Source organism: Bradyrhizobium sp. USDA 372 (genome assembly GCF_053629095.1).
Genome location: NZ_JBRJHR010000001.1, coordinates 4,698,545 through 4,721,501 on the forward strand (window position 1 = coordinate 4,698,545; position 22,957 = coordinate 4,721,501).

The 22,957-nt window shown below is 65.3% G+C and carries 24 protein-coding genes, 1 tRNA gene and 1 other RNA gene; 11 read left to right on the forward strand and 15 right to left on the reverse strand.

The window, feature by feature from the left end:
- Positions 1–186: 186 nt before the first annotated feature.
- Positions 187–1,032 (reverse strand): transporter substrate-binding domain-containing protein, encoded by an 846-nt coding sequence (locus AB7M16_RS22150; RefSeq protein ID WP_212259598.1) that lies wholly within the window; start codon positions 1,030–1,032, stop codon positions 187–189.
- Between the two features lie 183 nt (positions 1,033–1,215).
- Between AB7M16_RS22150 and ffs the strand changes: the two genes are divergently transcribed.
- The 5 genes from ffs (at position 1,216) to AB7M16_RS22175 (ending at position 4,668) form a co-directional block, all read left to right on the forward strand.
- An RNA gene (gene ffs / locus AB7M16_RS22155) (signal recognition particle sRNA small type) lies at positions 1,216–1,312 on the forward strand.
- A 96-nt stretch (positions 1,313–1,408) separates the two neighbouring features.
- Positions 1,409–3,247 (forward strand): DNA polymerase III subunit gamma/tau, encoded by a 1,839-nt coding sequence (locus AB7M16_RS22160; RefSeq protein WP_453945228.1) that lies wholly within the window; start codon positions 1,409–1,411, stop codon positions 3,245–3,247.
- A gap of 32 nt (positions 3,248–3,279) precedes the next feature.
- The gene (locus AB7M16_RS22165) at positions 3,280–3,600 is read left to right on the forward strand and encodes a YbaB/EbfC family nucleoid-associated protein (RefSeq protein ID WP_172786703.1); all 321 of its coding nucleotides are present in this window, start codon (positions 3,280–3,282) and stop codon (positions 3,598–3,600) included.
- Between the two features lies 1 nt (position 3,601).
- Positions 3,602–4,204 carry a recombination mediator RecR gene (recR, locus tag AB7M16_RS22170; protein WP_025032504.1) on the forward strand — a complete coding sequence of 201 codons (603 nt, stop codon included), beginning with the start codon at positions 3,602–3,604 and terminating at the stop codon, positions 4,202–4,204.
- 29 nt (positions 4,205–4,233) lie between these two features.
- Entirely contained in the window at positions 4,234–4,668 is a 435-nt protein-coding gene (locus AB7M16_RS22175; protein WP_172786704.1) for a hypothetical protein, read from the forward strand.
- Between the two features lie 118 nt (positions 4,669–4,786).
- Here the strand turns inward: AB7M16_RS22175 and AB7M16_RS22180 are convergent, their stop codons facing one another.
- Both AB7M16_RS22180 and AB7M16_RS22185 read right to left on the reverse strand, forming a co-directional pair.
- Positions 4,787–6,151 carry an AmpG family muropeptide MFS transporter gene (locus tag AB7M16_RS22180; protein ID WP_172786705.1) on the reverse strand — a complete coding sequence of 455 codons (1,365 nt, stop codon included), beginning with the start codon at positions 6,149–6,151 and terminating at the stop codon, positions 4,787–4,789.
- Between the two features lie 161 nt (positions 6,152–6,312).
- Positions 6,313–7,512 carry a DNA recombination protein RmuC gene (locus AB7M16_RS22185; RefSeq protein ID WP_439365475.1) on the reverse strand — a complete coding sequence of 400 codons (1,200 nt, stop codon included), beginning with the start codon at positions 7,510–7,512 and terminating at the stop codon, positions 6,313–6,315.
- A 169-nt stretch (positions 7,513–7,681) separates the two neighbouring features.
- Between AB7M16_RS22185 and def the strand changes: the two genes are divergently transcribed.
- From def to truA, 3 genes are all read left to right on the forward strand, one after another.
- On the forward strand, positions 7,682–8,209 hold the full coding sequence (gene def, locus AB7M16_RS22190) for a peptide deformylase (protein ID WP_036041776.1): 528 nt from the start codon (positions 7,682–7,684) through the stop codon (positions 8,207–8,209).
- 12 nt (positions 8,210–8,221) lie between these two features.
- Positions 8,222–9,145 carry a methionyl-tRNA formyltransferase gene (gene fmt / locus AB7M16_RS22195; protein WP_453945229.1) on the forward strand — a complete coding sequence of 308 codons (924 nt, stop codon included), beginning with the start codon at positions 8,222–8,224 and terminating at the stop codon, positions 9,143–9,145.
- 119 nt (positions 9,146–9,264) lie between these two features.
- Positions 9,265–10,002: a tRNA pseudouridine(38-40) synthase TruA gene (gene truA, locus AB7M16_RS22200; RefSeq protein WP_439402080.1), complete on the forward strand. Its 738-nt coding sequence runs from the start codon at positions 9,265–9,267 to the stop codon at positions 10,000–10,002.
- Between the two features lie 173 nt (positions 10,003–10,175).
- Here the strand turns inward: truA and dapE are convergent, their stop codons facing one another.
- The 11 genes from dapE to rpmH all read right to left on the reverse strand — a co-directional run bounded on the left by dapE (position 10,176) and on the right by rpmH (position 19,722).
- On the reverse strand, positions 10,176–11,342 hold the full coding sequence (gene dapE / locus AB7M16_RS22205; protein WP_439402081.1) for a succinyl-diaminopimelate desuccinylase: 1,167 nt from the start codon (positions 11,340–11,342) through the stop codon (positions 10,176–10,178).
- Entirely contained in the window at positions 11,339–11,965 is a 627-nt protein-coding gene (locus AB7M16_RS22210) for a DUF805 domain-containing protein (protein ID WP_453945230.1), read from the reverse strand. Before AB7M16_RS22210 ends, dapE begins: the two co-directional genes overlap by 4 nt.
- A gap of 146 nt (positions 11,966–12,111) precedes the next feature.
- Positions 12,112–12,957, reverse strand: a complete 846-nt coding sequence (dapD, locus tag AB7M16_RS22215; RefSeq protein WP_025032495.1) for a 2,3,4,5-tetrahydropyridine-2,6-dicarboxylate N-succinyltransferase — start codon at positions 12,955–12,957, stop codon at positions 12,112–12,114.
- 234 nt (positions 12,958–13,191) lie between these two features.
- Positions 13,192–13,884, reverse strand: coding sequence for a pyrimidine 5'-nucleotidase (locus AB7M16_RS22220; RefSeq protein WP_453945231.1), 693 nt, complete (start codon positions 13,882–13,884; stop codon positions 13,192–13,194).
- 14 nt (positions 13,885–13,898) lie between these two features.
- Positions 13,899–15,014: a DUF1036 domain-containing protein gene (locus AB7M16_RS22225; protein WP_453945232.1), complete on the reverse strand. Its 1,116-nt coding sequence runs from the start codon at positions 15,012–15,014 to the stop codon at positions 13,899–13,901.
- 29 nt (positions 15,015–15,043) lie between these two features.
- Positions 15,044–15,931, reverse strand: a complete 888-nt coding sequence (gene argB, locus AB7M16_RS22230; RefSeq protein ID WP_130363552.1) for an acetylglutamate kinase — start codon at positions 15,929–15,931, stop codon at positions 15,044–15,046.
- Positions 15,932–16,126: 195 nt separating this feature from the next.
- Positions 16,127–16,492: a DUF423 domain-containing protein gene (locus AB7M16_RS22235; protein ID WP_453947241.1), complete on the reverse strand. Its 366-nt coding sequence runs from the start codon at positions 16,490–16,492 to the stop codon at positions 16,127–16,129.
- Positions 16,492–17,145, reverse strand: coding sequence for a ribosome biogenesis GTP-binding protein YihA/YsxC (gene yihA, locus AB7M16_RS22240; RefSeq protein ID WP_453945233.1), 654 nt, complete (start codon positions 17,143–17,145; stop codon positions 16,492–16,494). Before yihA ends, AB7M16_RS22235 begins: the two co-directional genes overlap by 1 nt.
- A 140-nt stretch (positions 17,146–17,285) precedes the next feature.
- A complete protein-coding gene (gene yidC / locus AB7M16_RS22245; protein WP_172786716.1) occupies positions 17,286–19,157 on the reverse strand; it encodes a membrane protein insertase YidC in 1,872 nt (623 codons plus the stop codon).
- 16 nt (positions 19,158–19,173) lie between these two features.
- Positions 19,174–19,560 carry a ribonuclease P protein component gene (gene rnpA, locus AB7M16_RS22250; protein ID WP_453945234.1) on the reverse strand — a complete coding sequence of 129 codons (387 nt, stop codon included), beginning with the start codon at positions 19,558–19,560 and terminating at the stop codon, positions 19,174–19,176.
- A 27-nt stretch (positions 19,561–19,587) separates the two neighbouring features.
- Entirely contained in the window at positions 19,588–19,722 is a 135-nt protein-coding gene (gene rpmH / locus AB7M16_RS22255) for a 50S ribosomal protein L34 (RefSeq protein WP_008542748.1), read from the reverse strand.
- Between the two features lie 349 nt (positions 19,723–20,071).
- Here rpmH and AB7M16_RS22260 point away from each other — a divergent pair, with 349 nt between their 5' ends.
- From AB7M16_RS22260 to queD, 3 genes are all read left to right on the forward strand, one after another.
- Positions 20,072–21,571, forward strand: a complete 1,500-nt coding sequence (locus tag AB7M16_RS22260) for a sensor histidine kinase (protein WP_172786718.1) — start codon at positions 20,072–20,074, stop codon at positions 21,569–21,571.
- 268 nt (positions 21,572–21,839) lie between these two features.
- Positions 21,840–21,916 (forward strand) — tRNA-Arg (locus AB7M16_RS22265).
- Between the two features lie 82 nt (positions 21,917–21,998).
- On the forward strand, positions 21,999–22,355 hold the full coding sequence (gene queD, locus AB7M16_RS22270; protein ID WP_211407620.1) for a 6-carboxytetrahydropterin synthase QueD: 357 nt from the start codon (positions 21,999–22,001) through the stop codon (positions 22,353–22,355).
- 36 nt (positions 22,356–22,391) lie between these two features.
- Here queD and AB7M16_RS22275 read toward each other — a convergent pair whose 3' ends face one another.
- Positions 22,392–22,727, reverse strand: a complete 336-nt coding sequence (locus tag AB7M16_RS22275; RefSeq protein ID WP_453945235.1) for a hypothetical protein — start codon at positions 22,725–22,727, stop codon at positions 22,392–22,394.
- Positions 22,728–22,957 lie beyond the last annotated feature (230 nt).

Here is a 22,957-nt window from a genome sequence, read left to right on the forward strand (position 1 = left end):
CGTGCTCTCTTCTTCACCTCTCCCGCTTGCGGGAGAGGTCGCATCGCATCGAAGATGCGATGCGGGTGAGGGCTCTTTCCTCTGGGGGAGTCTCTCCGTGGAGGCACCCTCTCCCCGACCCTCCCCCGCAAGCGGTGGAGGGGGCGGAGTGGAGTGTGCGGAGCGAGCCGGCCTCGAACATTACTCTTACAGCGACACGCCCGGCGGAATGTCCGCTTCCGTCACGCCGACCAGCTCCATGTTGGTGATGATGGCGTTGCGGATGAAGCCGAGGCCTTTGTTGAAGTCTATCCAGGTGTTGACGTAGTCGCGCCATGTTTTGTCGGCCTCGCGGCGGAAGCCGGCATTCGAGGTGGTGGCGAAGATCGGCGTCGGCAGCACGAGCTGGCCGAGCGCGGGGTTCTTCTTCAGCACGGTCAGCGACAGCATGGTGATCAGGCACTGCGCGTCGACGCGGCCGGTCTGCAGCGCGGCGGTGGCATCGTCGGCGGTCTTCAGCCGCGTGATCTGCGCCTTCGGCGTCAGGCGGCTGACGACCTGGTCATGCGAGGAGCCCTGGTCGACCGCGATCTTGATGTCGGGCGAGTTCAATTCGGCCCAGCTCTTCGGCTTGAAATCCTTCTTGCAGAGGATGGCGAAGGCGTTGTTGAAGACCGGCACCGAGAAGTCGATCACCAGCGCGCGCTTTGGGGTCGGGTTGAGGCCGAAGAAGATGTCGATCTTGTTGGCCTGCAGGTCGAGCACCGAATTGCCCCAGGTGGTCTCGGTGATCTCGAGCTCGGCCTCCATGTCGTCCGCGAGGCCCTTGGCGATGTCGATGTAGAAGCCCTTCCATTGGCCGCTGGACAGATCCTTCATGTAATAGGGCGCGCCGCCGCCGACGGCGCCGATCCGCATCTTCTTGGTCCGGCGGATGCGGGCGAAGGTCGATTCGTTCGGATCGGCGGTCTGGGCTACCGCCGGCGCAGCCAGCGCGGCCGCGGCCACGGCGCCAAGTCCGACAATCGATGCAACATCACGACGTGTAACCATTGGGATCAATCGCTTTTCTGGTTGGGTGGAGTTCCGGCAGCGTTCTTAGCAAGGTGGTCCCGGCAGCGAAAGCACAGCCTATCGGCTGGGCAGGCCGAAATTTGCCCGGATGCTGGGCAGGATCAAGCGGCAAGAGCCGATACCCGCTTGCTTTCCGCTCCCTTTGGCCCCAAATAGGGACCGGGAGATTGGCGGTGGACGAGCCACTCGCCAACCGGGTCAGGTCCGGAAGGAAGCAGCCCTAACGAGGTCCGGATCGGGTCGCTCGTCAGTCTCCTACCTGTTTTTCCGAGCGAACCAGCGCCGGCGGCACCAGCCGCCAGCGCGCTCCTTTCCGCAAAAGCCGGCCAAGAGACATTTCATTGCGGATCGACCGATGACCGACGCTGGCGCCCCTCCCAATCCCGACAGCGCCGGTCAGGCCGGCAACGCGCCCTACCGGGTGCTGGCGCGCAAATACCGCCCCTCCTCATTTGACGACCTGATCGGGCAGGAGGCCGTGGTCCGCACCGTCTCCAACGCGTTCGAGACCGGGCGCATCCCGCAGGCCTGGATCCTCACCGGCGTCCGCGGCGTCGGCAAGACCACCACTGCGCGAATCCTCGCCCGTGCCCTCAACTATGAGATGCCGGATGGATCGGTGAAGGGGCCGACCATTCACATGCCGACGCTGGGCGTGCATTGCCAGGCGATCATGGAAAGCCGGCACATGGACGTGCTGGAGATGGACGCCGCCTCCCATACCGGCGTCGACGATGTCCGCCAGATCAATGACAGCGTCCGCTATGCCCCCGCCAGCGCCCGCTACAAGGTCTACATCATCGACGAAGTCCACATGCTGTCGACGGCGGCGTTCAACGCCTTCCTGAAGACGCTGGAGGAGCCGCCGGAGCACGCCAAGTTCGTGTTCGCGACCACCGAGATCCGCAAGGTTCCGGTCACGGTGCTGTCGCGCTGCCAGCGCTTCGACCTGCGCCGCGTCGAGGCCGACGTGCTGATGAAGCACCTCGCCAGTATTGCGGCCAGGGAGAACGTCGAGATCGAGCCGGAGGCGCTCGGCATCATCGCGCGGGCCGCGGAAGGCTCCGTGCGCGATTCGCTGTCGCTGCTCGACCAGGCGATCGCGCATGCGGCGGGGCAGGTGAAGGCCGATGCGGTCAGGCAGATGCTGGGCCTCGCCGACCGCACCCGCGTCATCGACCTCTTCGAGTCGCTGGCGCGCGGCGACATCGCGGCCGCCTTCAAGGAGTTCCGTGACCAGTACGATGTCGGCGCCGACCCGATCGTCGTGCTCTCGGACCTCGCAGAGTTCGTCAATTTCGTCACCCGTGTGAAGGTCATTCCGGCGACTGCCGACAACGTCGCCTATGGCGAGACCGAGCGCGTGCGCGCCAAGGAGTTCGCCTCGAAGATCTCGATGCGCGTGCTGTCGCGGATGTGGCAGATGCTGCTCAAGGGCATCACCGAGGTGCAGGCCGCAACGCGCCCCGCGGTCGCGGCGGAAATGGTTCTGGTGCGCATCGCCTATGTCGCCGACCTGCCGACGCCCGACGAAGCGATCAAGATGCTCGAGCAGAACGGCGGCGGCTCGCCGGTCGTGAGCGGTGGAAGTAGCGCGCGCAGCGGCGCCCCCGCCGCGCCGGTTGCCTCCGCTGCGCCGATTTCGCCAGCACCTGTGCGGATGCCGACATCGTCTCCGACTGCGTTTGGCGGTGGCGCCCGACCTCAGATGGCGGCGCCCGCGCCGGATCCGCAAGGGGCGGCACCCCAGCTGCGGATCACGAGCTTCACCCAGCTGGTTGCGCTCGCCGGGCAGAAGCGCGACCTCATGACCAAGGGCGCGCTCGAAGGCGACATGCGTCTCGTGCGTTTCGAGGAGGGCCGGCTCGAGGTCGCGCTCGAGCCCAACGCCTCCAAGACCATGATCTCGGAGCTTGCGAAGAAGTTCGAGCTGTGGACCGGCCGCCGCTGGACCGTGATCGTCTCGAACGAGCAGGGACAGCCGACGCTGCGCTCGGTGAACCAGGCGGCCAAGCAGGAGCATGCCCGTACCGCGGAAGCTGATCCGCGCGTGCAGGAGGTGCTGTCGCGTTTCCCCGGCGCCAAGGTCGTCGAGGTCCGCAGGCTTGCCCCCGAGGCGCCGGAGACCAATATTAACGCCGACTATGGCAGCGACGATCCGCCTGACGGTTCCGACGGCGACGACGATCTCTAGCGCCAATTCTTTGTTTTCAAGGACACGCACCCATGGCTGATTTTCTCGGCATGATGAAGCAGGCGGCGCAGCTGCAATCCAAGATGCAGGCGATGCAGGACGAGCTCGCCAACGTCGAGGTCGAGGGCATCTCCGGCGGCGGCCTCGTCGCCGTGCGCATGACGGCGAAGATGGACGTCAAGGGAGTCAGGATCGATCCTTCGCTGATGAAGGCCGAAGAGCGCGAGGTGCTGGAAGACCTGCTCGTCACCGCCCTCAGTGATGCGCGCCGCAAGGCCGAGACCGCCATGCAGGAGAAGATGCAGGCCCTCACCGGCGGGCTCGGCCTGCCGCCGGGGCTGTTCGGCCAATAAGATGGGCGCTGTTGCAGGTCCTGAGATCGAGCGGCTGGTCCAGCTGCTCGCGCGGCTGCCGGGCCTCGGTCCGCGCTCGGCGCGGCGCGCGGCGCTGCATCTGATCAAGAAGCGCGAAGCGCTGATGATGCCGCTGTCGAGCGCCTTGCAGGTGGCGCTGGACAAGGTCCAGGTCTGCAAGACCTGCGGCAACATCGACACGCAAAATCCCTGCACGGTCTGTACCGATCCGAAGCGCGACCCCTCCATCATCGTCGTTGTCGCCGACGTCGCCGACCTCTGGGCGCTGGAGCGGGCCAATGCGACCCAGGGTCGCTATCATGTGCTCGGCGCGACATTGTCGCCGCTCGACGGCGTCGGCCCGCAGGACCTCACCATCGACGCACTGGTGGCGCGTGCCCACGCAGCCGAGGTGCATGAAATCATCCTGGCGCTGAATGCGACGGTGGACGGCCAGACCACGGCGCATTACATCACCGACCTGCTTCAGGACGCCAATGTGAAGGTGACGCGGCTCGCCCACGGGGTTCCCGTCGGCGGCGAGCTTGATTATCTCGACGAAGGTACGCTATCGGCTGCGATGCGGCAGCGCACCCTGTTCTAGCCATCCAGACTTTCCACGGAACGGACGACATGACGAAACTTTTCGCCACACGCTTCGCTTTGGTCGCGACGATGCTGATGCTGGTGACCCCGGCCATCTCCGCGCAGCAACGCGACGAGGCGCCGCCGCCGTCCAAGCCCGGCAAGCCGATCAACAATGGCGACGTGCTCTCGGGCGAGCTCAACGCGATGAAGGTGCGCGACGTCAAGAACGGCAAGCGCGTCGCGACCTACCAGATCACGTCGGAACCGCGCCGCCTGCCGCCGCCGAACGGGCTGTGCAATCTCGAAACCGGCCCCGAGACGTTCCAGCTCGTCACCTCCAGCGACGCGCAGGCCGCGCAGCTGAAATCCTTCGTCGGCAAGGAGATCTCCGTGAAGGTGGACGAGGTCGCCTGCGCCAGCGATCCCGGCCAGATGAGCGAAGCCGTGATCACGAAGTGGAGCTTGATCAAGAAGCAGTAGGGGCGCTCCACTCCCTCGGCCGGCATTGCGAGCGAAGCGAAGCAATCCAGAAATCGTTCCGCAGGGGCAGTCTGGATTGCTTCGCTTCGCTCGCAATGACGGTGGTGAGAGCGTCAGCTTAAACCCTCACCGGCCCCAGCGCCTCGAAATGCCCGCGCTTCTGCAAATACGCCAGCAGCATCAGGCTCGGGATCGCCACCAGCACGCAGATCACGAAGAACATCGCCCAGCCCGTGGTATCCGCCACGAAGCCTGCACCGGATGAGAGATAGGTCCGCCCCACCGCCGCGAGCGCCGTGAGCAGCGCATATTGGGTCGCCGTGTGCAGCGGGTTCTGGCACAGCGCAGAGAGGTAGGCGACGAAGATCACGGTGCCGATGGCGCTGGTGAAATTCTCGGCGCAGATGGCGAGCGCCAGCGCCCATTGGTTGGTGCCGACGATGGCCAGCCAGGAGAAGGAGAGGTTGGCGAGCGCCTGCACCACGCCGCCGATCCACAGACTCGTCGCCAGCGGATAGCGCCGCGCGACAAAACCGCCGGCAAAGCCGCCGATCAGCGTCGCCGCGAGGCCGACGCCCTTCACGATCGCCGCATAGTCGTTGCGGGTGAAGCCGAGGTCGATCACGAACGGCGCCGTCATCGTGCCGGAGAAGGCGTCGGTGAACTTGAACAGCACCACGAAGGCGAGTGCAGCGAGCGCATCCTTGCGCGACAGGAACTCCGAGAAGGCGCCGATGGCCGCATGCAGAACCCGCGCGAAAGCCGTATCGGCCTGTGTCGCGGCCTCGGCCCGCGCCGATTGCTCGGGCTCGGTCGCGAGCAGCGCCGTGATCGTCCCGATGAGCACCATCGCCGCCATCACCACATAGCCCCACATCCAGGCTGATTGGCGCGGAATGCCGGTGCCCTCGAAGCCCGAGACGATGAACAGCGCGCCCGCCGTCGAGACCAGCATGCCGATGCGGTAGGCCGCGACGTAAGCGGCCATGCCCGCGGCCTGCTCGCTCTCCGGCAGGCTCTCGACCCGGAACGCGTCGACCACGATGTCCTGGGTTGAGGACATGGTTGCGACCAGCAGCGCGCCGAGCGCGACATAGAACGGCGAGCGTGCGGGGTCGGTCATCGCCAGCAGCAGGATCGCGATGATCAAGAGCAACTGCGAGAACACCAGCCAGCCGCGCCGCCGGCCGAAGGCGCGGGTGAACAGCGGCACATGCATCGCATCCACCAGCGGCGCCCACAGGAACTTCAGCGTGTAGGGCGTGCCGACCAGTGCGAACAGCCCGATGGTCTTGAGATCGACCCCAGCCTCCCGCATCCACACCAGCAGCGTCGACCCTGATAGCGCCAGCGGCAGCCCCGAGGAGAAGCCGAGAAACAGCACGATCAGCACCCGCGGCTGCAGGTAAACGGCAAGGCTCTCGCGCCAGGAGGGCGCAGGGGCGGCGGTCACGGCGGAGGAGGTCGCGTCGGGTGCGGTCATGGGGAGGTGTTAGCAGATTCTGGGGGCGCTGCCTCTTCCCCCTCTCCCCGTTCTTACGGGGAGAGGGTTGGGGTGAGGGGCTTCTCTCCACACGGGAGGTGGCCGTGAGACCTGTACCCCCTCATCCGACCTCTCCCCGCAAGCGGGGAGAGGTGAACATCTCACTCCCCCGCCTGGAGCTTCCGCGGGAACAACTCGCCCGCGCCAGTCGCCACCAGCCGCGGTCCCTCCACCGCATCGCTCTTGCTGAAATCGAGCTCCTCGATCCGCCCGGCGCGCTTCTCGATCTTGTCGGCGGAGATCAGCACCTGGCGCACGTCCTCGTTCACGTCGGCAAAATGCTTCTGCAGCTTGAGGACGCGGTCGCGCAGGCGGCCGAGATCGTCGCCGAGCTTGATCACCTCGGTGCGGATCTGGTCGGCGGCATCGCGCATGCGCGCGTCCTTCATGATTTGCTGCATCACCTGGATCGCGAGCATCAGCAGCGACGGCGACACCAGCACGACGCGGGCGCGATAGGCCTTCTGGATCACGTCGTCGAAGCCGTCGTGGATCTCGGCGTAGACCGATTCCGACGGCACGAACATCAGCGCCATCTCCTGGGTCTCGCCGGTGACGAGATATTTTTCGGCGATGTCGCTGACATGCTTCATGACGTCGCTGCGCAGCCGCTGCGTGGCCACGCGCCGCTCCTCGTCGGTGCGGGCGTCGTGCAGCGCCGTCATCGCCTCCAGCGGGAATTTTGCATCGATGCAGAGCGGGCGCTGGTCGGGCAGGAACACGACGCAGTCCGGCCGCTTGCCCGTCGAGAGCGTGAACTGGAACTCGTAGGATCCCTTGGGGAGACCGTCCTGGACAATCGCCTCCATCCGCGCCTGGCCGAACGCGCCGCGCGACTGCTTGTTGGCGAGCACGTCGCGCAACGTCGTCACCTGCGTCGTGAGATCAGTGAGATTCTTGTGCGCGTTGTCGATGATGCCGAGCCGTTCATGCAGCGCGCGCAGGCTCTCCATGGTGTTGCGGGTCGAATGTTCCATGGACTGGCCGACGCGATGCGTCACCGAATCCAGCCGCTCGTTGACCGCCCGCGCCATCTCGGCCTGACGTCCCGCCAGCGCCTGGGTCATGGCGTCGACCCGCCCCGAGGCCTCGCTCTGGGCGTGCAGCACCTGGCTGAGGCGCTCCTCGAGCTCGTCGGCCCGGATCGCATGCGCCATGGCGAGTTCCGCGCCACGCCGCCCCGAGCGCGCGATCACCACCGCGATGACCAGCAGCAGGATGAGGACGAGGGCGCCGAAGCCGATCAGCGCATCGATTGTGCGCACCGGCCAGTCGCCCAGCATGAAAATGATCTCGTTCATGGGCCCTTCTAACGCGATTCGCCGATATTCGCGAACGAAGAGGGAACGATCGGGGTTAACCACCCCCTAATTTTTATGGTTAACGAAAGGCGAAGTTTTATGGTTAGCGAGGGGTTAACGGGTTCCTGGCCGCATTGACCGCATCCGGCGCGCGGCTTAAATCGCGGCCATGGCCCTCAGAGAAATCATTATCCTGCCCGACAAGCAGCTGCGTCTGGTCTCCAAGCCGATCGAGAAGGTCACGGCCGAGATCCGCAAGCTTGCCGACGACATGTTCGAGACCATGTACGACGCGCCCGGCATTGGCCTGGCGGCGATCCAGGTCGCGCAGCCCTTGCGTCTCATCACCATGGACCTCGCCAAGCGCGACGAGAACGGCGAGACCAAGCCGCTGCCGCGGGTCTTCATCAACCCCGAGATCATCGCCTCGTCCGAGGAGCTGTCGGTGTACGAGGAAGGCTGCCTCTCGATCCCCGAATATTACGAGGAGGTCGAGCGGCCCGCGAAGGTGCGCGTGCGCTTCACCGATCTCGACGGCAAGGTGCATGAGGAGGATGCCGAAGGCCTCTACGCCACCTGCATCCAGCACGAGATCGACCATCTCAACGGCGTCTTGTTCGTCGACTATCTATCGAAGCTCAAGCGCGACCGCGTCATGAAGAAGTTCGAGAAAGCCGCCAAGCGCGCGGCGGAGTAGGGGTCTCCGTCGATGCCCCTCCGCCTCATCTTCATGGGCACGCCCGATTTCTCCGTGCCGACGCTGCTCGAGCTGGTCGCGCATGGTCATGACATCGCGGCGGTCTACACCCGCGCGCCGAAGCCGGGCGGCCGGCGGGGCCTGCAATTGCAGCCGACGCCGGTCGAGGACGCCGCGCGAAAGCTCGGAATTCCCGTGCTGACGCCGAAGACGCTGAAGACCGAGGAGGCGCTGGCGGAGTTCCGCGCCTTCGAGGCCGATGCCGCCGTCGTCGTCGCCTATGGCATGATCCTGCCGCAGGCGATCCTCGATGCACCAAAGCTCGGCTGCTACAATCTGCACGCTTCGCTGCTGCCGCGCTGGCGCGGCGCGGCGCCGATCAACCGCGCCATCATGGCCGGCGATGCCGAGAGCGGCGTGATGGTGATGAAGATGGATGTCGGTCTCGACACCGGCGACGTCGCCATGGCCGAGCGCATCGCAATCACCGACAGCATGACCGCGCTCGATCTGCACGATCGCCTCTCGCGCCTCGGTGCCGACCTGATGGTGCGCGCCATGGCCGCGCTCGAACGCGGTGGCCTCCAGCTCAAGGCACAGAGCGAGGACGACGTCACTTACGCCGCCAAGATCGAGAAGGCCGAGGCGCGGATCGACTGGAGCAAGCCCGCGCGCGCGGTGCTGCGCCACATCCACGGTTTGTCGCCGTTCCCCGGCGCCTGGGCCGAGCTCGAGAATGCGCGCGTAAAAATCCTGCGCTGCGAATTGGCGAAAGGCGCCGGCGCCCCTGGCGAGGTGCTCGACGATCTCCTCACCGTCGCCTGCGGCGACGGCGCCATCCGCATCATCGAGCTGCAGCGCGAGGGCAAGGCCCGCATGCAGGCCGCGGACTTCCTGCGCGGCGTGCCGTTGAGGTCGGGATCCAAATTCACCTGACACTGTCATACCCCGCGAAGGCGGGGTATCCAGTACGCCGAGGCTTCTCGGTCAATCGGATAGGCTACGGAGTACTGGATTGCCCGCCTTCGCGGGCAATGACGGCGAAACTGGACACGATGCCCCGCTACAAGCTCACCATCGAATATGACGGCGCGCCGTTCTTCGGCTGGCAGGTGCAGGACACGCTGCCGTCGGTGCAGGGCGCGCTCGAGGCGGCCGTGAAGGCGATGACCGGAGCGGATTTGCGCGTGCACGGCGCCGGCCGCACCGATGCCGGCGTGCATGCGCGCGGTCAGGTCGCCCATGTCGACGTCGACAAGCAGTTTCCGCCGGGCCGTTTTCGCGACGGTCTCAACGCGCATCTGCGTCCGCATCCGATCGCGGTGCTCGAGGCCGAGATCGTGCCTGACACCTTCGAAGCACGCTTCTCGGCGGTCAAGCGCCACTACCGCTATCGCATCGTCAACACCCGCGCCAATCTCGCGCTCGATGTCGGCCACGCCTGGCGCGTGCCGCGCAAGCTCGATACTGGCGCGATGCATGCGGCGGCGCAGCGCCTGCTCGGCAAGCACGATTTCACCACCTTCCGCGACACCGAGTGCCAGGCCAAATCGCCGGAGAAGACGCTCGACCAGCTCGACGTGCTGCGCGATGGCCGCGAGATCACGATCATCACCTCGGCACGCTCGTTCCTGCACAGCCAGGTGCGCTCGATGGTGGGATCTTTGGTCTGGGTCGGCGAAGGGCGCTGGACCGCCGACGATCTCTCCGCCGCCCTCGCAGCCCGCAACCGCGCCGCCTGCGGCATCGTCGCCCCGCCCGAGGGGCTGTATCTGATGAAGGTGGATTATTAGGCGCGCGGCGCAGAGAGCGGGCACGCTCTTACTAAACCCTCGGTGTCATGCCCCGCGAAGGCGGGGCATCCAGTACGCCGCGGCCTCTCGGCTCAATCGCTGCCGTCTCTGGAATACTGGATCTCCCGGTCAAGCCGGGCGATGACACTTGTGTTTATGGAGGCAACAGTGCCTCAAGCAAAATACCTTGCCAAAATCCCGCGATACACCTTCGTCAGCTTTTCCAGATCCGCCACCGGCACGCGCTCGTTGACCTGGTGCATGGTCTGCCCGACCAGGCCGAACTCGATCACGGGGCAATAGCTGGAAATGAACCGCGCATCCGACGTGCCGCCTGACGTCGACAGCTCGGGTTTGCGGCCCGTCACCTCCTCGATTGCGGACACTGCGAGATCGGTGAACGGACCCGGCTTGGTCACGAACACGTTCGAGTTCGAGGGCTCCCAGACGATGCGGGCCTTGATGCGGTTGCCGCAGGCCTTGGCGAGGCGCGTCTCGACCAATTCGCGCAAGCTCGCCTGGGTGTGGTTGTCGTTGTAACGGATGTTGAATTTCGCGCGGGCCTCGCCGGGAATGACGTTGAAGGCCTTGTTGCCGACATCCACCGAGACGAATTCGAGATTGGAGGCCTGGAATTGCGCGCTGCCATGGTCGAGCGGCTCGTCGGAGATCGCAACGATCAGCCGCGAAATATCCGGCACCGGATTGGAGGCGCGGTGCGGATAGGCGACATGGCCTTGCACGCCGTCGACGACGAGCGTGCCGGATTGCGAACCGCGCCGGCCGACCTTGATGGTGTCGCCGAGCGTCTCGACGTTGGAAGGCTCGCCGAGCACGCAATGATCGAATTTTTCGCCGCGCTCGGCGGCCCAATTGAGCAGCTTGATGGTGCCGTTGATGGAGACGTCTTCCTCGTCGCCGGTGATCAGGAACGAGATCGAGCCTGTCCCATCCGCGCGCGGCTTGCCGCCGTTGGCGGCCAGATGCTCCAGCACCGCTGCGACCGAGCAGGCGATGCCGCCCTTCATGTCGACCGCGCCGCGGCCGTGCAGCACGCCGTCCTTCACCTCTCCGGAGAAGGCGCCGACGCTCCAGGCGCTCTCATCGCCCGGCGGCACCACGTCGGTGTGGCCTGCAAAGGTGATGTGCGGGCCTTCAGTGCCGATCCGCGCATAGAGATTGTCGACGTCAGGCGTGCCGGGCTCGCTGAAGGTCACGCGGTGGCAGGTGAAGCCGGCTTCGTTCAGGGCTTTTTCGAGCACCCCGAGCGCGCCGGCATCGGCCGGAGTGACTGAGGGGCAACGGATCAGATCGCGGGCAATGGAGAGAGCATCGGTCATGCGCCCCGCTTAACATGCATGCCGCCGGGTGGGCTAGCGCTGGGCGGGACAAATTCGATCTCGCGGCTCTGGTCCCAGCGTTTCGCAGGAGGCGCGGCGGATGTGGAATCGCCCTCGGCTGCCGGATCAGGACCGAACCGATTGGGCCCTACGATGCCGCGCAGGAAGCCGGTCTCGATGAAAGCGGCGAGGGGGAGGATGACGCTCGCCAACGCGAGCGGCAGCATCCAATAGCTGTCCGGAAGGCGGTCCTCGAACTGCTTGTAGAGGCCCGGCAGCACGAAATAGGCAAGTAGCCACCATGCGCTCTTGTTGCGGTCATGCAGGCGCTTCACCATGATCGCGAGATCGATCCAGAGCATCAATCCGGTTGCGGCCAGCTTGAGCAGCAGCAGCGGCAAATCGTCCAGCAGCGACCATCGATAGGCCGCGGGATCGACGATCTTGAAGACGTCCTCAGCATTCAGATTGAAGGATTTGACCTCGCTGCCGAGCGCGGACATGACGCTCAGGCAGAGCAAGAGCAGCAGGATCATGCCGGACAGGACAAAGATCAGGCTGTACCAGAACTCGGCGCGGCCAATGCGGCCGTCGAAGCGGAAGAGGTACCAGGTCCAGTTCATGCGAACGGCTCCGGGCGGAACGGGACCGCCCGGAAATTGGTCGCGATAGAGGGAGGGTGGGTTCGATCCTGGCAGCTGATGGTGAATAGCCAATCGCGTAGGGCGCGCGCCCTATTCGCCACTGGCCATTCGCTACTCGCCTTGCATCAATCCCGCAGCAGCTCGTTGATGCTGGTCTTGGAGCGCGTGCGCTCGTCGACGCGCTTGACGATGACGGCGCAGGCGGTGCTCGGGCCGATCTGGCCGTTCTTCATCGGCTTGCCGGGCAATGCGCCGGGCACCACCACGGAGTACTCGGGCACTTCGCCCATGAAGACCTCGCCGGTCTCGCGGTCGACGATCTTGGTCGAGGCACCCAGGAACACACCCATCGCCAGCACCGCGCCCTTGCGCACGATCACGCCTTCGGCGACCTCCGAGCGCGCGCCGATGAAGCAATCGTCCTCGATGATGACGGGCTCGGCCTGCAGCGGCTCGAGCACGCCGCCGATCCCGGCGCCGCCGGAGATGTGCACGCGCTTGCCGATCTGAGCGCAGGAGCCGACAGTGGCCCAGGTGTCGACCATCGTGCTCTCATCGACATAGGCGCCGAGATTGACGAAGGACGGCATCAAGACGACGTTCTTGGCGATGAAGGCCGAGCGGCGCACCACCGCGCCCGGCACCGCGCGAAAACCGGCATCGCGAAAGCGGTTCGGGCCCCAGCCTTCGAACTTCGAGGGCACCTTGTCCCACCAGCTTGCCTTGCCGGGGCCGCCGCCAATGACGTCCATGTCGTTGAGGCGGAACGACAGCAGCACGGCCTTCTTCAGCCATTGATTGACCTTCCACTTGCCGTCAGCCCCGCGCTCGGCGACACGCGCCTCGCCCTTGTCCAGGGTCTCCAGCGCCTGGTCCACGGCCTCGCGCACCTCGCCCTTGGTCGAGGTCGAGATGCCGTCACGCGCCTCGAAGGCGCTGTTGATGGTGGATTCGAGGGCTGCAAGGGACATCGTGATTTCCTCTGGGGAGCGCGTGGTTTCGCGGGAATTGGAGCGCTTTTTCGGGATTTGAAGGGGCAGAGTCAAGGCATACTCCACCGTCGTCCCGGGGCGCGCGAAGCGCGAGCCCGGGACCCATAACCACAGGAATTCGTTTGGCGAGGACTCGGAGTTATCGATCTCGGGCCACAATCACTCCTGTGGCTATGGGTCCCGGGCTCGCTTCGCGCCCCGGGACGACAGCGGTTATTGTGGTGACAGCCCCGCCAGAAACCCCGCCAGATCATCCGTGACGTGGTCGACATGGGCGGCGTCGCGGCCTTCCAGCTCCCAATCCTCGCGCACCACCTCTTTGGTGCCGTCGGGCACCACCAGCACGGTGGTCATGCCGAGCCGGTAGGGGACGGTGAGGTTGCGGGCGAGATCCTCGAACATGGCGGCGCGGGTCGGATCGACCACATGATCCCTCAGGAACTTGCGGTAGGTCTGCTCCGCCGGTTTCGGCTCGAACTCGGCGGCGATGATGTCGAACACGCCGTCGAAATGGCCGGCGAAGCCGAGCCGCGCCAGCACGGCATCGACATGGTCGACCGATCCGTTGGTCAGGATCAGTTTTCGCCCCGGCAGTCCTGCGATGGCCGTACCGAGCGCCGGGTTCGGCTCCAGCGGCGAGTGGTCGATCTTGTGGACATAGGCGAGATAGTCGTCGGCGCGAACGCCATGCAGAGTCATCATGCCGCGCATCGTGGTGCCGAAGCGCCGGTAATAGTCTTTCTGGATCGCCCGCGCTTCCTTCGGCCCGACATTCAGCCAGTTGCAGACGAACTCCCCGATCCGCGCATCGACCTGCTGCCACAGATTGACGTGATGCGGATAGAGCGTGTTGTCGAGGTCGAACACCCAGGTGTCGACATGGCTGAAGCTGCGGGGTGGGCTCATCACAAGTCTCTCGTTCACGGCACGGCAAAGCGCAGCGTCTTGCCGCCGCTCGACATGTCCACCGCACCGAAGCCCGTTGGCGCAAAGCCGCGCGCGCCGCAATCAGTCTGCTCGCTGGTTTCGAACTTGGTCTCGCGCGTGCAGAGCTGCCTGTCGCCGCCCCAGTTCAACGGCTTGTCCTTCAGCTTCACGACGCGGTTGTCGGCGTCGACCGCTTCGGCGAAGCTGAAGATCTGCTTCGGCTGGCCGCTCACATCGGGGTGCAGGCAGGTCTTGGGATCGATGCGATACCAGCCGCGGCTCGTCACGGCCTTGCCGTCGTCGGTCGCGATCGCCGCCATCACCTTGTGCGGCGTGTCGTTGCACCAGGTCAGGCCGGTCGCGGACGGCGTCTGCACCGCATCGACCATGGTCTTGAAGAAGTTTTGCGAGCCCACGATGTCGGCCGACAAGCCGCGGCTCTTCAGAAAGGCGGCCAGCGCCGCTTGCGTCTTCGGCCCGTCGACGCCATCGATCGGCGCGGCGTCGTAGCCTGCGATCACCAGGAGCCGCTGGATGCCGGCGAGGCGCGCCTGCTCGTCGTCATATTCGGAATCCTCGGCGAGATAGGCGACGAGGTTGCCGTCCGCGCCTTGCGTCGGCGTCACCTGCGTGAACGGGACCTGCGTCTGGCCGCTGCGGCACTGCCGCGCCGCCGCGATGACGAAATTGTCCTGCGCGACGCAGAGCATGTCGTTGCCGCTTTGCGGGATCGGGGACGCGCCGTAGGCGCCGAGCGCGCGGGCGTTGAGCAGGATGCGGTCGGCGGTCAGCGTGCCCTGCACCACGACGCGGCAGGCGGCGGGATCGATCCTGAACCAGCCGCGCGTCGCGGTGGCGGCCTTGTCGTCGATGCCGATCGCGGCCTCGACGACATAGGACATGCGGTTGCAGATCTTGAGGTCGGCGATCGCCGGCGCGGAGGAGAAGAAGAAGGAGACGACGGCCGCGGGCAGCGTCATCAGGAAGCGGGTGAGGGGGGAGCGGCGTGGGCGACGCTCTGTCGGTTCGTCATGGCCGGGCTTGACCCGGCCATCCACGCCTTGCTTCGGCAAAGAAAGAACGTGGATGCCCGGGTCAAGCCCGGGCATGACGCCCTCTTTTCTTCGCCGCTCCTGCATCACTTGTGGATCAGCGTGCCCGTGCCCTGGTTGGTGAAGAGCTCGAGCAGCACCGCGTGCTGCATCTTGCCGTCGATGATGACGACGCCCTCGACGCCCTGCTCCAGGGCGTAGATGCAGGTCTCGACCTTCGGGATCATGCCGCCGGAGATGGTGCCGTCGGCGATCAGTTTTCGCGCGTCCTTCACCGACAATTGCGGGATCAGCTTCTTCGACTTGTCGAGCACGCCGGGCACGTCGGTGAGCAGCAGCAGGCGTTTTGCCTTGAGCGCGCCTGCGACGGCACCGGCAAAGGTGTCGGCGTTGATATTGAGCGTCTGGCCCTCCTTGGAGGTCGCGAGCGGGGCCAGCACCGGGATCAGCTCGTAGCCGATCAGCTGGTTGAGCAAAGTGAGGTCGACCTTCTCGGGGTCGCCGACGAAGCCGAGGTCGACCGCCTTCTCGATATGCGAGTCCGGATCGACGATGGTGCGCGTCGTCTTGGTCGCCTTCACCATGTTGCCGTCCTTGCCGGATAGCCCCACCGCCTTGCCGCCGGCCTCGTTGATGTAGCCGACGATCTGCTTGTTGACCGAGCCGGCCAGCACCATCTCGACGATCTCGATGGTCGCGGCATCGGTGATGCGCAGGCCCGCTGCGAATTCCGAGACGATGCCGAGGCGCTTGAGCATGGTCGCGATCTGCGGCCCGCCGCCATGCACCACCACCGGGTTGATCGCGGTCTGCTCGAGCAGCACGATGTCGCGGGCAAAGTTCTTCGCGGTCTCCTCGTCGCCCATGGCATGGCCGCCATATTTGATGACGATGGTTTCCTCGTCATACTGCTGCATGTGCGGCAGCGCTTCGGACAGGATGCGGGCCTGGTCGAGCGGAGAGATGTCGGTCATGTCGCGGGTCTCGCTGGCGGGTCGAATGCTGCGCGTTCTATCCGATTGGCGGGCGTGGCGCAAAGTGGTCTTCGTGCCCCGGACGCAGCGCAGCGCTTCTTCAGCGGTGCGCTGCAGAGCCGGGGCCCATGTCGCTTCTGGGTCCCGGCTCTGCGGAGCGTCACTGCGTGCCGCACCGCGTCCGGGACACGAGCATCACCTTTTTGCCGCCACCGCCGCCGCGCTCACCGCCAGCCAGCCCAAAATCATCACCGTTCCGCCCGTCGGCGCCGCCATCGGAAACAACGTGTGCCCGGCATATTGCCGCAAGGTGAGGTCGCCTGCGAACAGCGCGGCACCGATCGCGAAGCCGAACGCCGCCACGAGCCCAATTCCGCCGTGCAGAAGGCCGCGCGTGAGCAAGGCGATCGTCGCGAGTATGGCCGTTGCATGAAACAGCAGCATGGTGCTGGCGGAGGCAAGACGATTAGCGTCCGCGCCATGGGCGGCGGCGGCGGCCAGCGCGACGCCGGCGGCGCCCATCAAGCCGGCAAGCCCGATCAGCAGGCGCTGCGCCAGCATCACGCGGCCCGCTCTTCCAGGAGCTTCGCCATCGCGGCGCGCAAGCTCTCCATGCCGGTCGCGCTGCGTGACGAGGTCGCGAGCACGGTCGGGAACGCGGCCGGATGCTTGGCGAGTGCGGCCTCGGTCTCGGCGATGCGCGCCTGCAGCTCGGCGGCCTTCACCTGGTCGGCCTTGGTCAGCACGATCTGGTAGCTGACGGCGGAGCGATCGAGTGTCTTCAGAACCTCGAGATCGACGTCCTTGATCCCATGCCGCGCGTCGATCAGCACGTAGACGCGGGCGAGGCTGGCGCGGCCCAGCAGGAATTTGTGGATCAGCTCGGTCCAGGACGCGACCTGGCTCTTCGGCGCCTTGGCATAGCCGTAGCCGGGCATGTCGACGAGGCGCAGGTCGTTCTTGCCGGGGACCTCGAAGAAGATCAGCTCCTGGGTGCGGCCCGGCGTATGCGAGGTGCGTGCCAGCGCGTTGCGCCCGGTGAGCGCGTTGATCAGGCTCGACTTGCCGACATTGGAGCGTCCGGCAAAGGCGATCTCCAGCCCCGCCATCGGCGGCAGCGATTGGATCGAAGGCGAGGCCCAGATGAACTGCCAGTCGCGGGCGAACAGTTTTCGCCCGGCCTCGATCAGTCGCTCGTCGGTCTTGTCGTTCATGCGAGCGGTCTATCCTCTCGTCATGGCCGGGCTTGTCCCGGCCATCCACGTCTGGCTGTCCAGCACCCTCCTAAACGTGGATGCCCGGGACGAGCCCGGGCATGACGGTGTGGAGGCATTTGCGCCCGCAATGACGGCGCTTACGTCGCCTTCCTCGCGAACGTCGCCTTGAGATTGTCGAATAACTCCACCTTCACGCCGTTGCGGCGCATGATGTAGCTCTGCTGGACCACCGAGAGCAGGTTGTTCCAGGCCCAGTAGATCACGAGACCTGCCGGGAAGCCCGCCAGCATGAAGGTGAAGATCAGCGGCATCCAGTTGAAGATGATCTGCTGCGTCGGATCCGGCGGCGTCGGATTCAGCTTCATCTGGAACCACATCGTGATGCCCATGATGATCGGCCAGATGCCGAGCGCGAGGTAATAGCCGAACACCGGAATCGTGGTCGGGTCGAACGGGATCAGCCCGAACAGGTTGAACAGGTTGGTCGGGTCCGGCGCCGAGAGGTCCTTGATCCAGCCGTAGAACGGCGCGTGCCGCATCTCGATGGTGACGAACAGCACCTTGTAGAGCGAGAAGAACACCGGGATCTGGATCAGCACGGGAAGACAGCCGGCGACCGGATTGATCTTCTCCTTGCGGTAGATCTCCATCATCTCCTGCTGCTGCTTCACCTTGTCGTCGGGATAGCGCTCCTTGAGCGCCTGCAGCTGCGGCTGGATCGACTTCATCTTCGCCATCGAGGCGTAGGACTTGTTCGCCAGCGGGAAGAACAACAGCTTCACGATCACCGTCACCAGCAGGATCGAGATGCCGAAATTGCCGAAGAAGCGGTAGAAGAAGTCGAGGCCGAGGAACATCGGCTTGGTGAGGAAGTAAAACCAGCCCCAGTCGATCAGCAGGTCGAACTGGTTGAGGCCAAGCGCCTTGTTGTAGCCGCCGAGGCCGGCGAGCGGGAAGTTGATGCCGACCACGCCGGCTTCCTTGGCGCCTGCGAACAGCCGCGCGTTGGCCGTCGCGGTGCCGCCGATCGCGACGGTGACGGGGTCGAGCAGATAGTCGGTCTGGTAGGTATGGACCTTGCCGACCGGGTTCGACGAGAAACGTGCCTGGAGCTGGGCGTTGGTGTCGGGCAGCAGCGCGGAGGCCCAGTATTTGTCGGTGATGCCGAGCCAGCCATTGGTGGCCTTGAAGTTCACCTGCTTGGCTTCGTCGATCTTGCTGTAGGCATATTCCTGCAGCCTGTGTTCGCCGAGATAGCCGATCAGGCCCTCATGCAGGATATAGTAGCCGGAGACATGCGGCGCGCCGTGGCGCGAGATCAGCGCGAACGGATAGAGCGTGACGGGGGCGTTGCCGACATTGCTCACCTCGTCCTTGATGGTGAAGAGATAATGGTCGTCGACGGTGATGGTGCGGCGGAAGGTCAGGCCGTCGCCGTTCTCCCATTTCAGCACCACCGGTGTCGACGGCGTCAGGCTGCCGCTGCCCTCCTGCTGCCAGACGGTCTGGGCATCCGGCATCTTTGCCGTCACGCCCGTCGCCGCAACCCAGCCGAACTCGGCGTAATAGGGCTCCGCCGTGCCCGACGGCGAATAGAGGACGATCGGCGGCGATTTCGGATCGACCGTCTCGCGATATTGCACCAGCGCGATGTCGTCGATACGGCCGCCCTTCAATGAGATGCTGCCGGCGATCCGCGGCGTCTCGATCTTGACGCGCGGGCTCGCTGCAATGGCGGTCTCGCGCGGAACGACCGCTTGGGGCTGGCTCGCGGCCGGCGTTGCCGGCTGGGCCGTACCGCCCGGCTGCGGCGCGGAGCCCGGCGTCGCCGGCGCGCCGCCTGGCGTCGCCGAGGCGGTCGGCTGCGGCGTCGTCTTCTGGAGCTCGGTCTGCGCCTGCTGCTGGGCGCGCTGCTTCTCCATCTGCGGCACGTTGTAGAAATACTGCCAGGCGATCAGCACCAGGCCGGACAGAATGACGGCGAGGATGGTATTGCGATTGTCGGTCATCTCGTTTGTCTCGTCATCAATCCGGTTTGCGGCTGGTCGCTGCGGCGTGACCCGGCCTCTGGCCGCGCGCCTTGGCCGTATGCCGCGCGGGCTTCGTGAACGCTATGCGCAGATCGTCGAGCATGGTGGCGAAGTCGCGCGAGAGCGCGTCTCTTCGTCCGACCAGGACATAATCGTGGTGGGGCTGCATCGATGTCGGATCGAGCCGCTTCACCAATTCGCGCAGCCGGCGCCGGATGCGATTGCGCTCGGGGGCGTTGCCGTTCTTTTTGGTGACGGTGAAGCCGATCCTGACAGGGCCGGAATCATCGCGGCGGCGACTTTGCAGGATGAACGCGGGACTATTCACCCGCGCGCCATTGGCAACGGCGAGGAAATCCGCCCGCTGCCTCAGCCGATCCATGATGAAATCCCAAAAAGGGGGTCCGGCTCAGGCGCTCAGACGCTTGCGGCCGCGGGCGCGGCGGGCGGCGAGAACCTTGCGGCCGCCGGCAGTGGCGAGACGGGCGCGGAAGCCGTGACGGCGCTTGCGCACCAGTTTGCTGGGTTGATAAGTCCGCTTCACGGGTTTTTCTCCGCTGACCGGGCAATTTGCCTGTAGAATTGATGGTAAAGTCCGGAAGATGCGGCCCAAAACGGGCCCTTTTCGGCCCCAAGAGAGCCGCTCCCGGTGTCGCACCGGGTCATCGCGGACAATTCGCGCGGCTTATAAGGGAGCGCCTTGTTTTCGTCAACGCCGCACAAGCGCGCGATTTTGGTGAATATCGCTGTTTGTGCGAGGTTTTTAACCCTTGAGGTAGCGACTCGCGCTAACAGCGCTTACATCCCACCTCGGCAGATTAGCGATCCGTAATTTGACCGGACATCGGCCGGGTCGCATCCTCCATCAGCCAAGGTCAAGAGGGGCGAGTTTCGTGGCAGCCACAGATCGCCAGCAGATCCAGGATCTGGATCAGCCGGACCAGCCGGCGATGCGGCCCCGCGGCTCGCGCGGGCTGGGGCTGTCCGGCAAGCTGCTGCTGCTCACCGTGCCCCTGGTGATGATCGCCGCCAGCCTGCTTTACGTGCCCGCCATCGCCAATTTCTGGGTCAACCGGCTCAACGACCGCGTTGCGGCCGCCAACACCGCGGCGCTGGTGCTGGATGCGGCGCCGCTCGGCATGGTCCCCGATTCGCTGTCGCGCCAGATCCTGAAAAGCATCAACGCCCGTGCGGTCGCCATCAAGATGGGCCAGCAGCGCCGGCTGCTCGCGAGCGACAACATTCCCGCCGCCATCGAGCATGACATCGACCTGCGCGACGTGACCGCCTGGGAGGCGATCACCGGCTCGTTCCGCATGATGCTGGAGACCGGCAACCAGGCCATCCGCATCGTCGGCCCCGGCGTCGGCAATGCCCAGTTCATCGAGATCGTCACCGACGAGCTGCCGCTGCGGCAGCAGATGTACCGCTTCTCCCGCAACGTCGTCGTGGTTGCGCTGATCATCGCGGTGCTGACCGCGGGCCTCGTCTATCTCGCGCTCCATTATCTCTTCGTGCGGCCGATGCGGCGGCTGACCGCGAGCCTGGTCGGCTTCCACGAAAATCCCGAAAGCTCGGCCGGCATCATCGTGCCGAGCCAGCGCAGCGACGAGATCGGGGTCGCCGAGCGCGAATTGTCGGACATGCAGCGCGACCTGATGTCGATGCTGCACCAGAAGAGCCGGCTCGCCGCCCTCGGTCTTGCCGTCTCCAAGATCAACCACGATCTGCGCAACCTGCTCGCCTCGGCCCAGCTGCTGTCGGACCAGCTCGCCAGCGTGCCGGATCCACGCGTGCAGCGCTTTGCGCCCAAGCTCGTGCGCTCGCTCGAGCGCGCCATCGCCTTCTGCCAGTCGACATTGTCCTACGGCCGGGCCCAGGAGGCCGCGCCCGACCGCCGCATGATCCTGATCGAGCCTGTGGTGATGGAGGTGCGGGAGACCGCGGGGCTCGCCAACGAGGCCTCGATCGCCTGGGTCGCTGCGATCGAGCGCGGGCTCGCGGTCGATGCCGACCCCGACCAGCTGTTCCGCGTCTTGCTCAACCTCGTCCGCAACGCCGCCCAGGCGCTCGAAAGCCATGCGGCGGGCGAGGGGCGTGTGCAGCAGATCCGGATCACCGGGAAGCGCGAAGGCGCCGTCGCGATTCTCGAGGTTTCCGACACCGGGCCCGGCGTCCCCCCGAAGACCCGGGAGCGCCTGTTCGAGGCCTTCCAGACCTCGGGTCGCCCCGGCGGCAGCGGCCTTGGCCTTGCCATCGCCGCCGAGCTGGTCCGCGCCCATGGCGGCGACATCCACCTGGTCGAAGGCACCATCGGCGCCACCTTCCGCATCGTCATCCCCGACCGTCCCGTGGAACTGCTCTCCATCCGCAACGAGCGGCAGAGGGCTTAAGTCGGCCGGCGGCCGACTGAAGCCGTCATTCCGGGGCGCGACGAAGTCGCGAGCCCGGAATCCATAACCACCAGCTGGGGTTATGGATTCCGGGCCTGGCCCTCCGGGCCATCCCGGAATGACGACGGTGAAGTCGAGATGCGCAAAAATCTCCCCATCCCGGACCTTGCCAATCGGGACAAGAGCGGTTAGTCAGAGCGCTCTTTCGCACCCCCTCCGGCTCCGCCGGGGGCTGCTTGCGGGCCCCGCCCGCACTGTCGCGAAAAACGCGCCCGTAGCTCAGCTGGATAGAGCATCAGACTACGAATCTGAGGGTCGGACGTTCGAATCGTTCCGGGCGCGCCAGCTTCTTCCGATGCCGGCAAAAGCAATGCAGTGTCCGGTCGCTCTTCCGAGATCGCGGATGGGGCGCGCCCTTGGAAATCAGATGAAGATATCGCAGGCATTCAAATTCGAGGCGGCACATCGCCTGCCGAACGTGCCGGAAACGCACCGGTGCAGCCGGCTGCACGGTCATTCCTATCGGGTCGAGGTTCAGTTGGAGGGACCCGTGGACCCGCACACGGGTTTCGTCGCGGACTTCTTCGATATTGAAGAATGCTTTGCCGGCGTCCTGGAGGCCCTGGACCACAGATGCCTGAACGACGTCGAAGGACTCGAGAACCCAACCGCTGAGAATATCGCGATCTGGATATGGGACCGGTTGGGCTCGCGTCTCCACCAGCTTTCCGCAATACGAGTTTACGAAACGGCGGACTGTTGGGCCGAATATCAAGGGCGGTGACGACAACCGCAAGCTGACCCGTTCAGCACGACCAGATCAAAAAGCGACCGCTGCCGGGGTGGCCCAATGGCTCCTGACGAAGTCCCGGATGTGCTCCGGCACGGGCGTGGTGTCGATGTCGCAACGCGTCTGGATTTCTTCCGCAAGCTCTCTCGACACGTCCTTCGACCAATGACCTAGCGGATCGAAGGCGACGATGCGGACGGGGTCGTTGAAACGGCCGGCGATCAGGTTCGAGATGACGGTTTCGATGTCAGTCCGCTCGACCTCGGTTTTCCGGCCGGCTCTGCCGGGCCGTCCGGCAATGTTGTCGAAGATCAGATAGACGATTCGATCTGCCGCATTCTGATGAGCCGCGCATGGGGCGGCCATCGACGTCAATCCATTTCCAGCCATACGCGTCTCCAATGCAATAGAGCCGGTAATTTGTCCGGACGGGACCCGCCTGAATTGATCAAGCGCAATGCTATGTACACGGGCCACTACGGTCCCGCATCAGGACCAAAGTACGATCAGGACCAAAGTATGATGACGCGCGGATCGCGCTTTGTAAGATCGGACACTGCCATTCGAGGGCGAGGAAGCCGCAATCGCGCTCGATC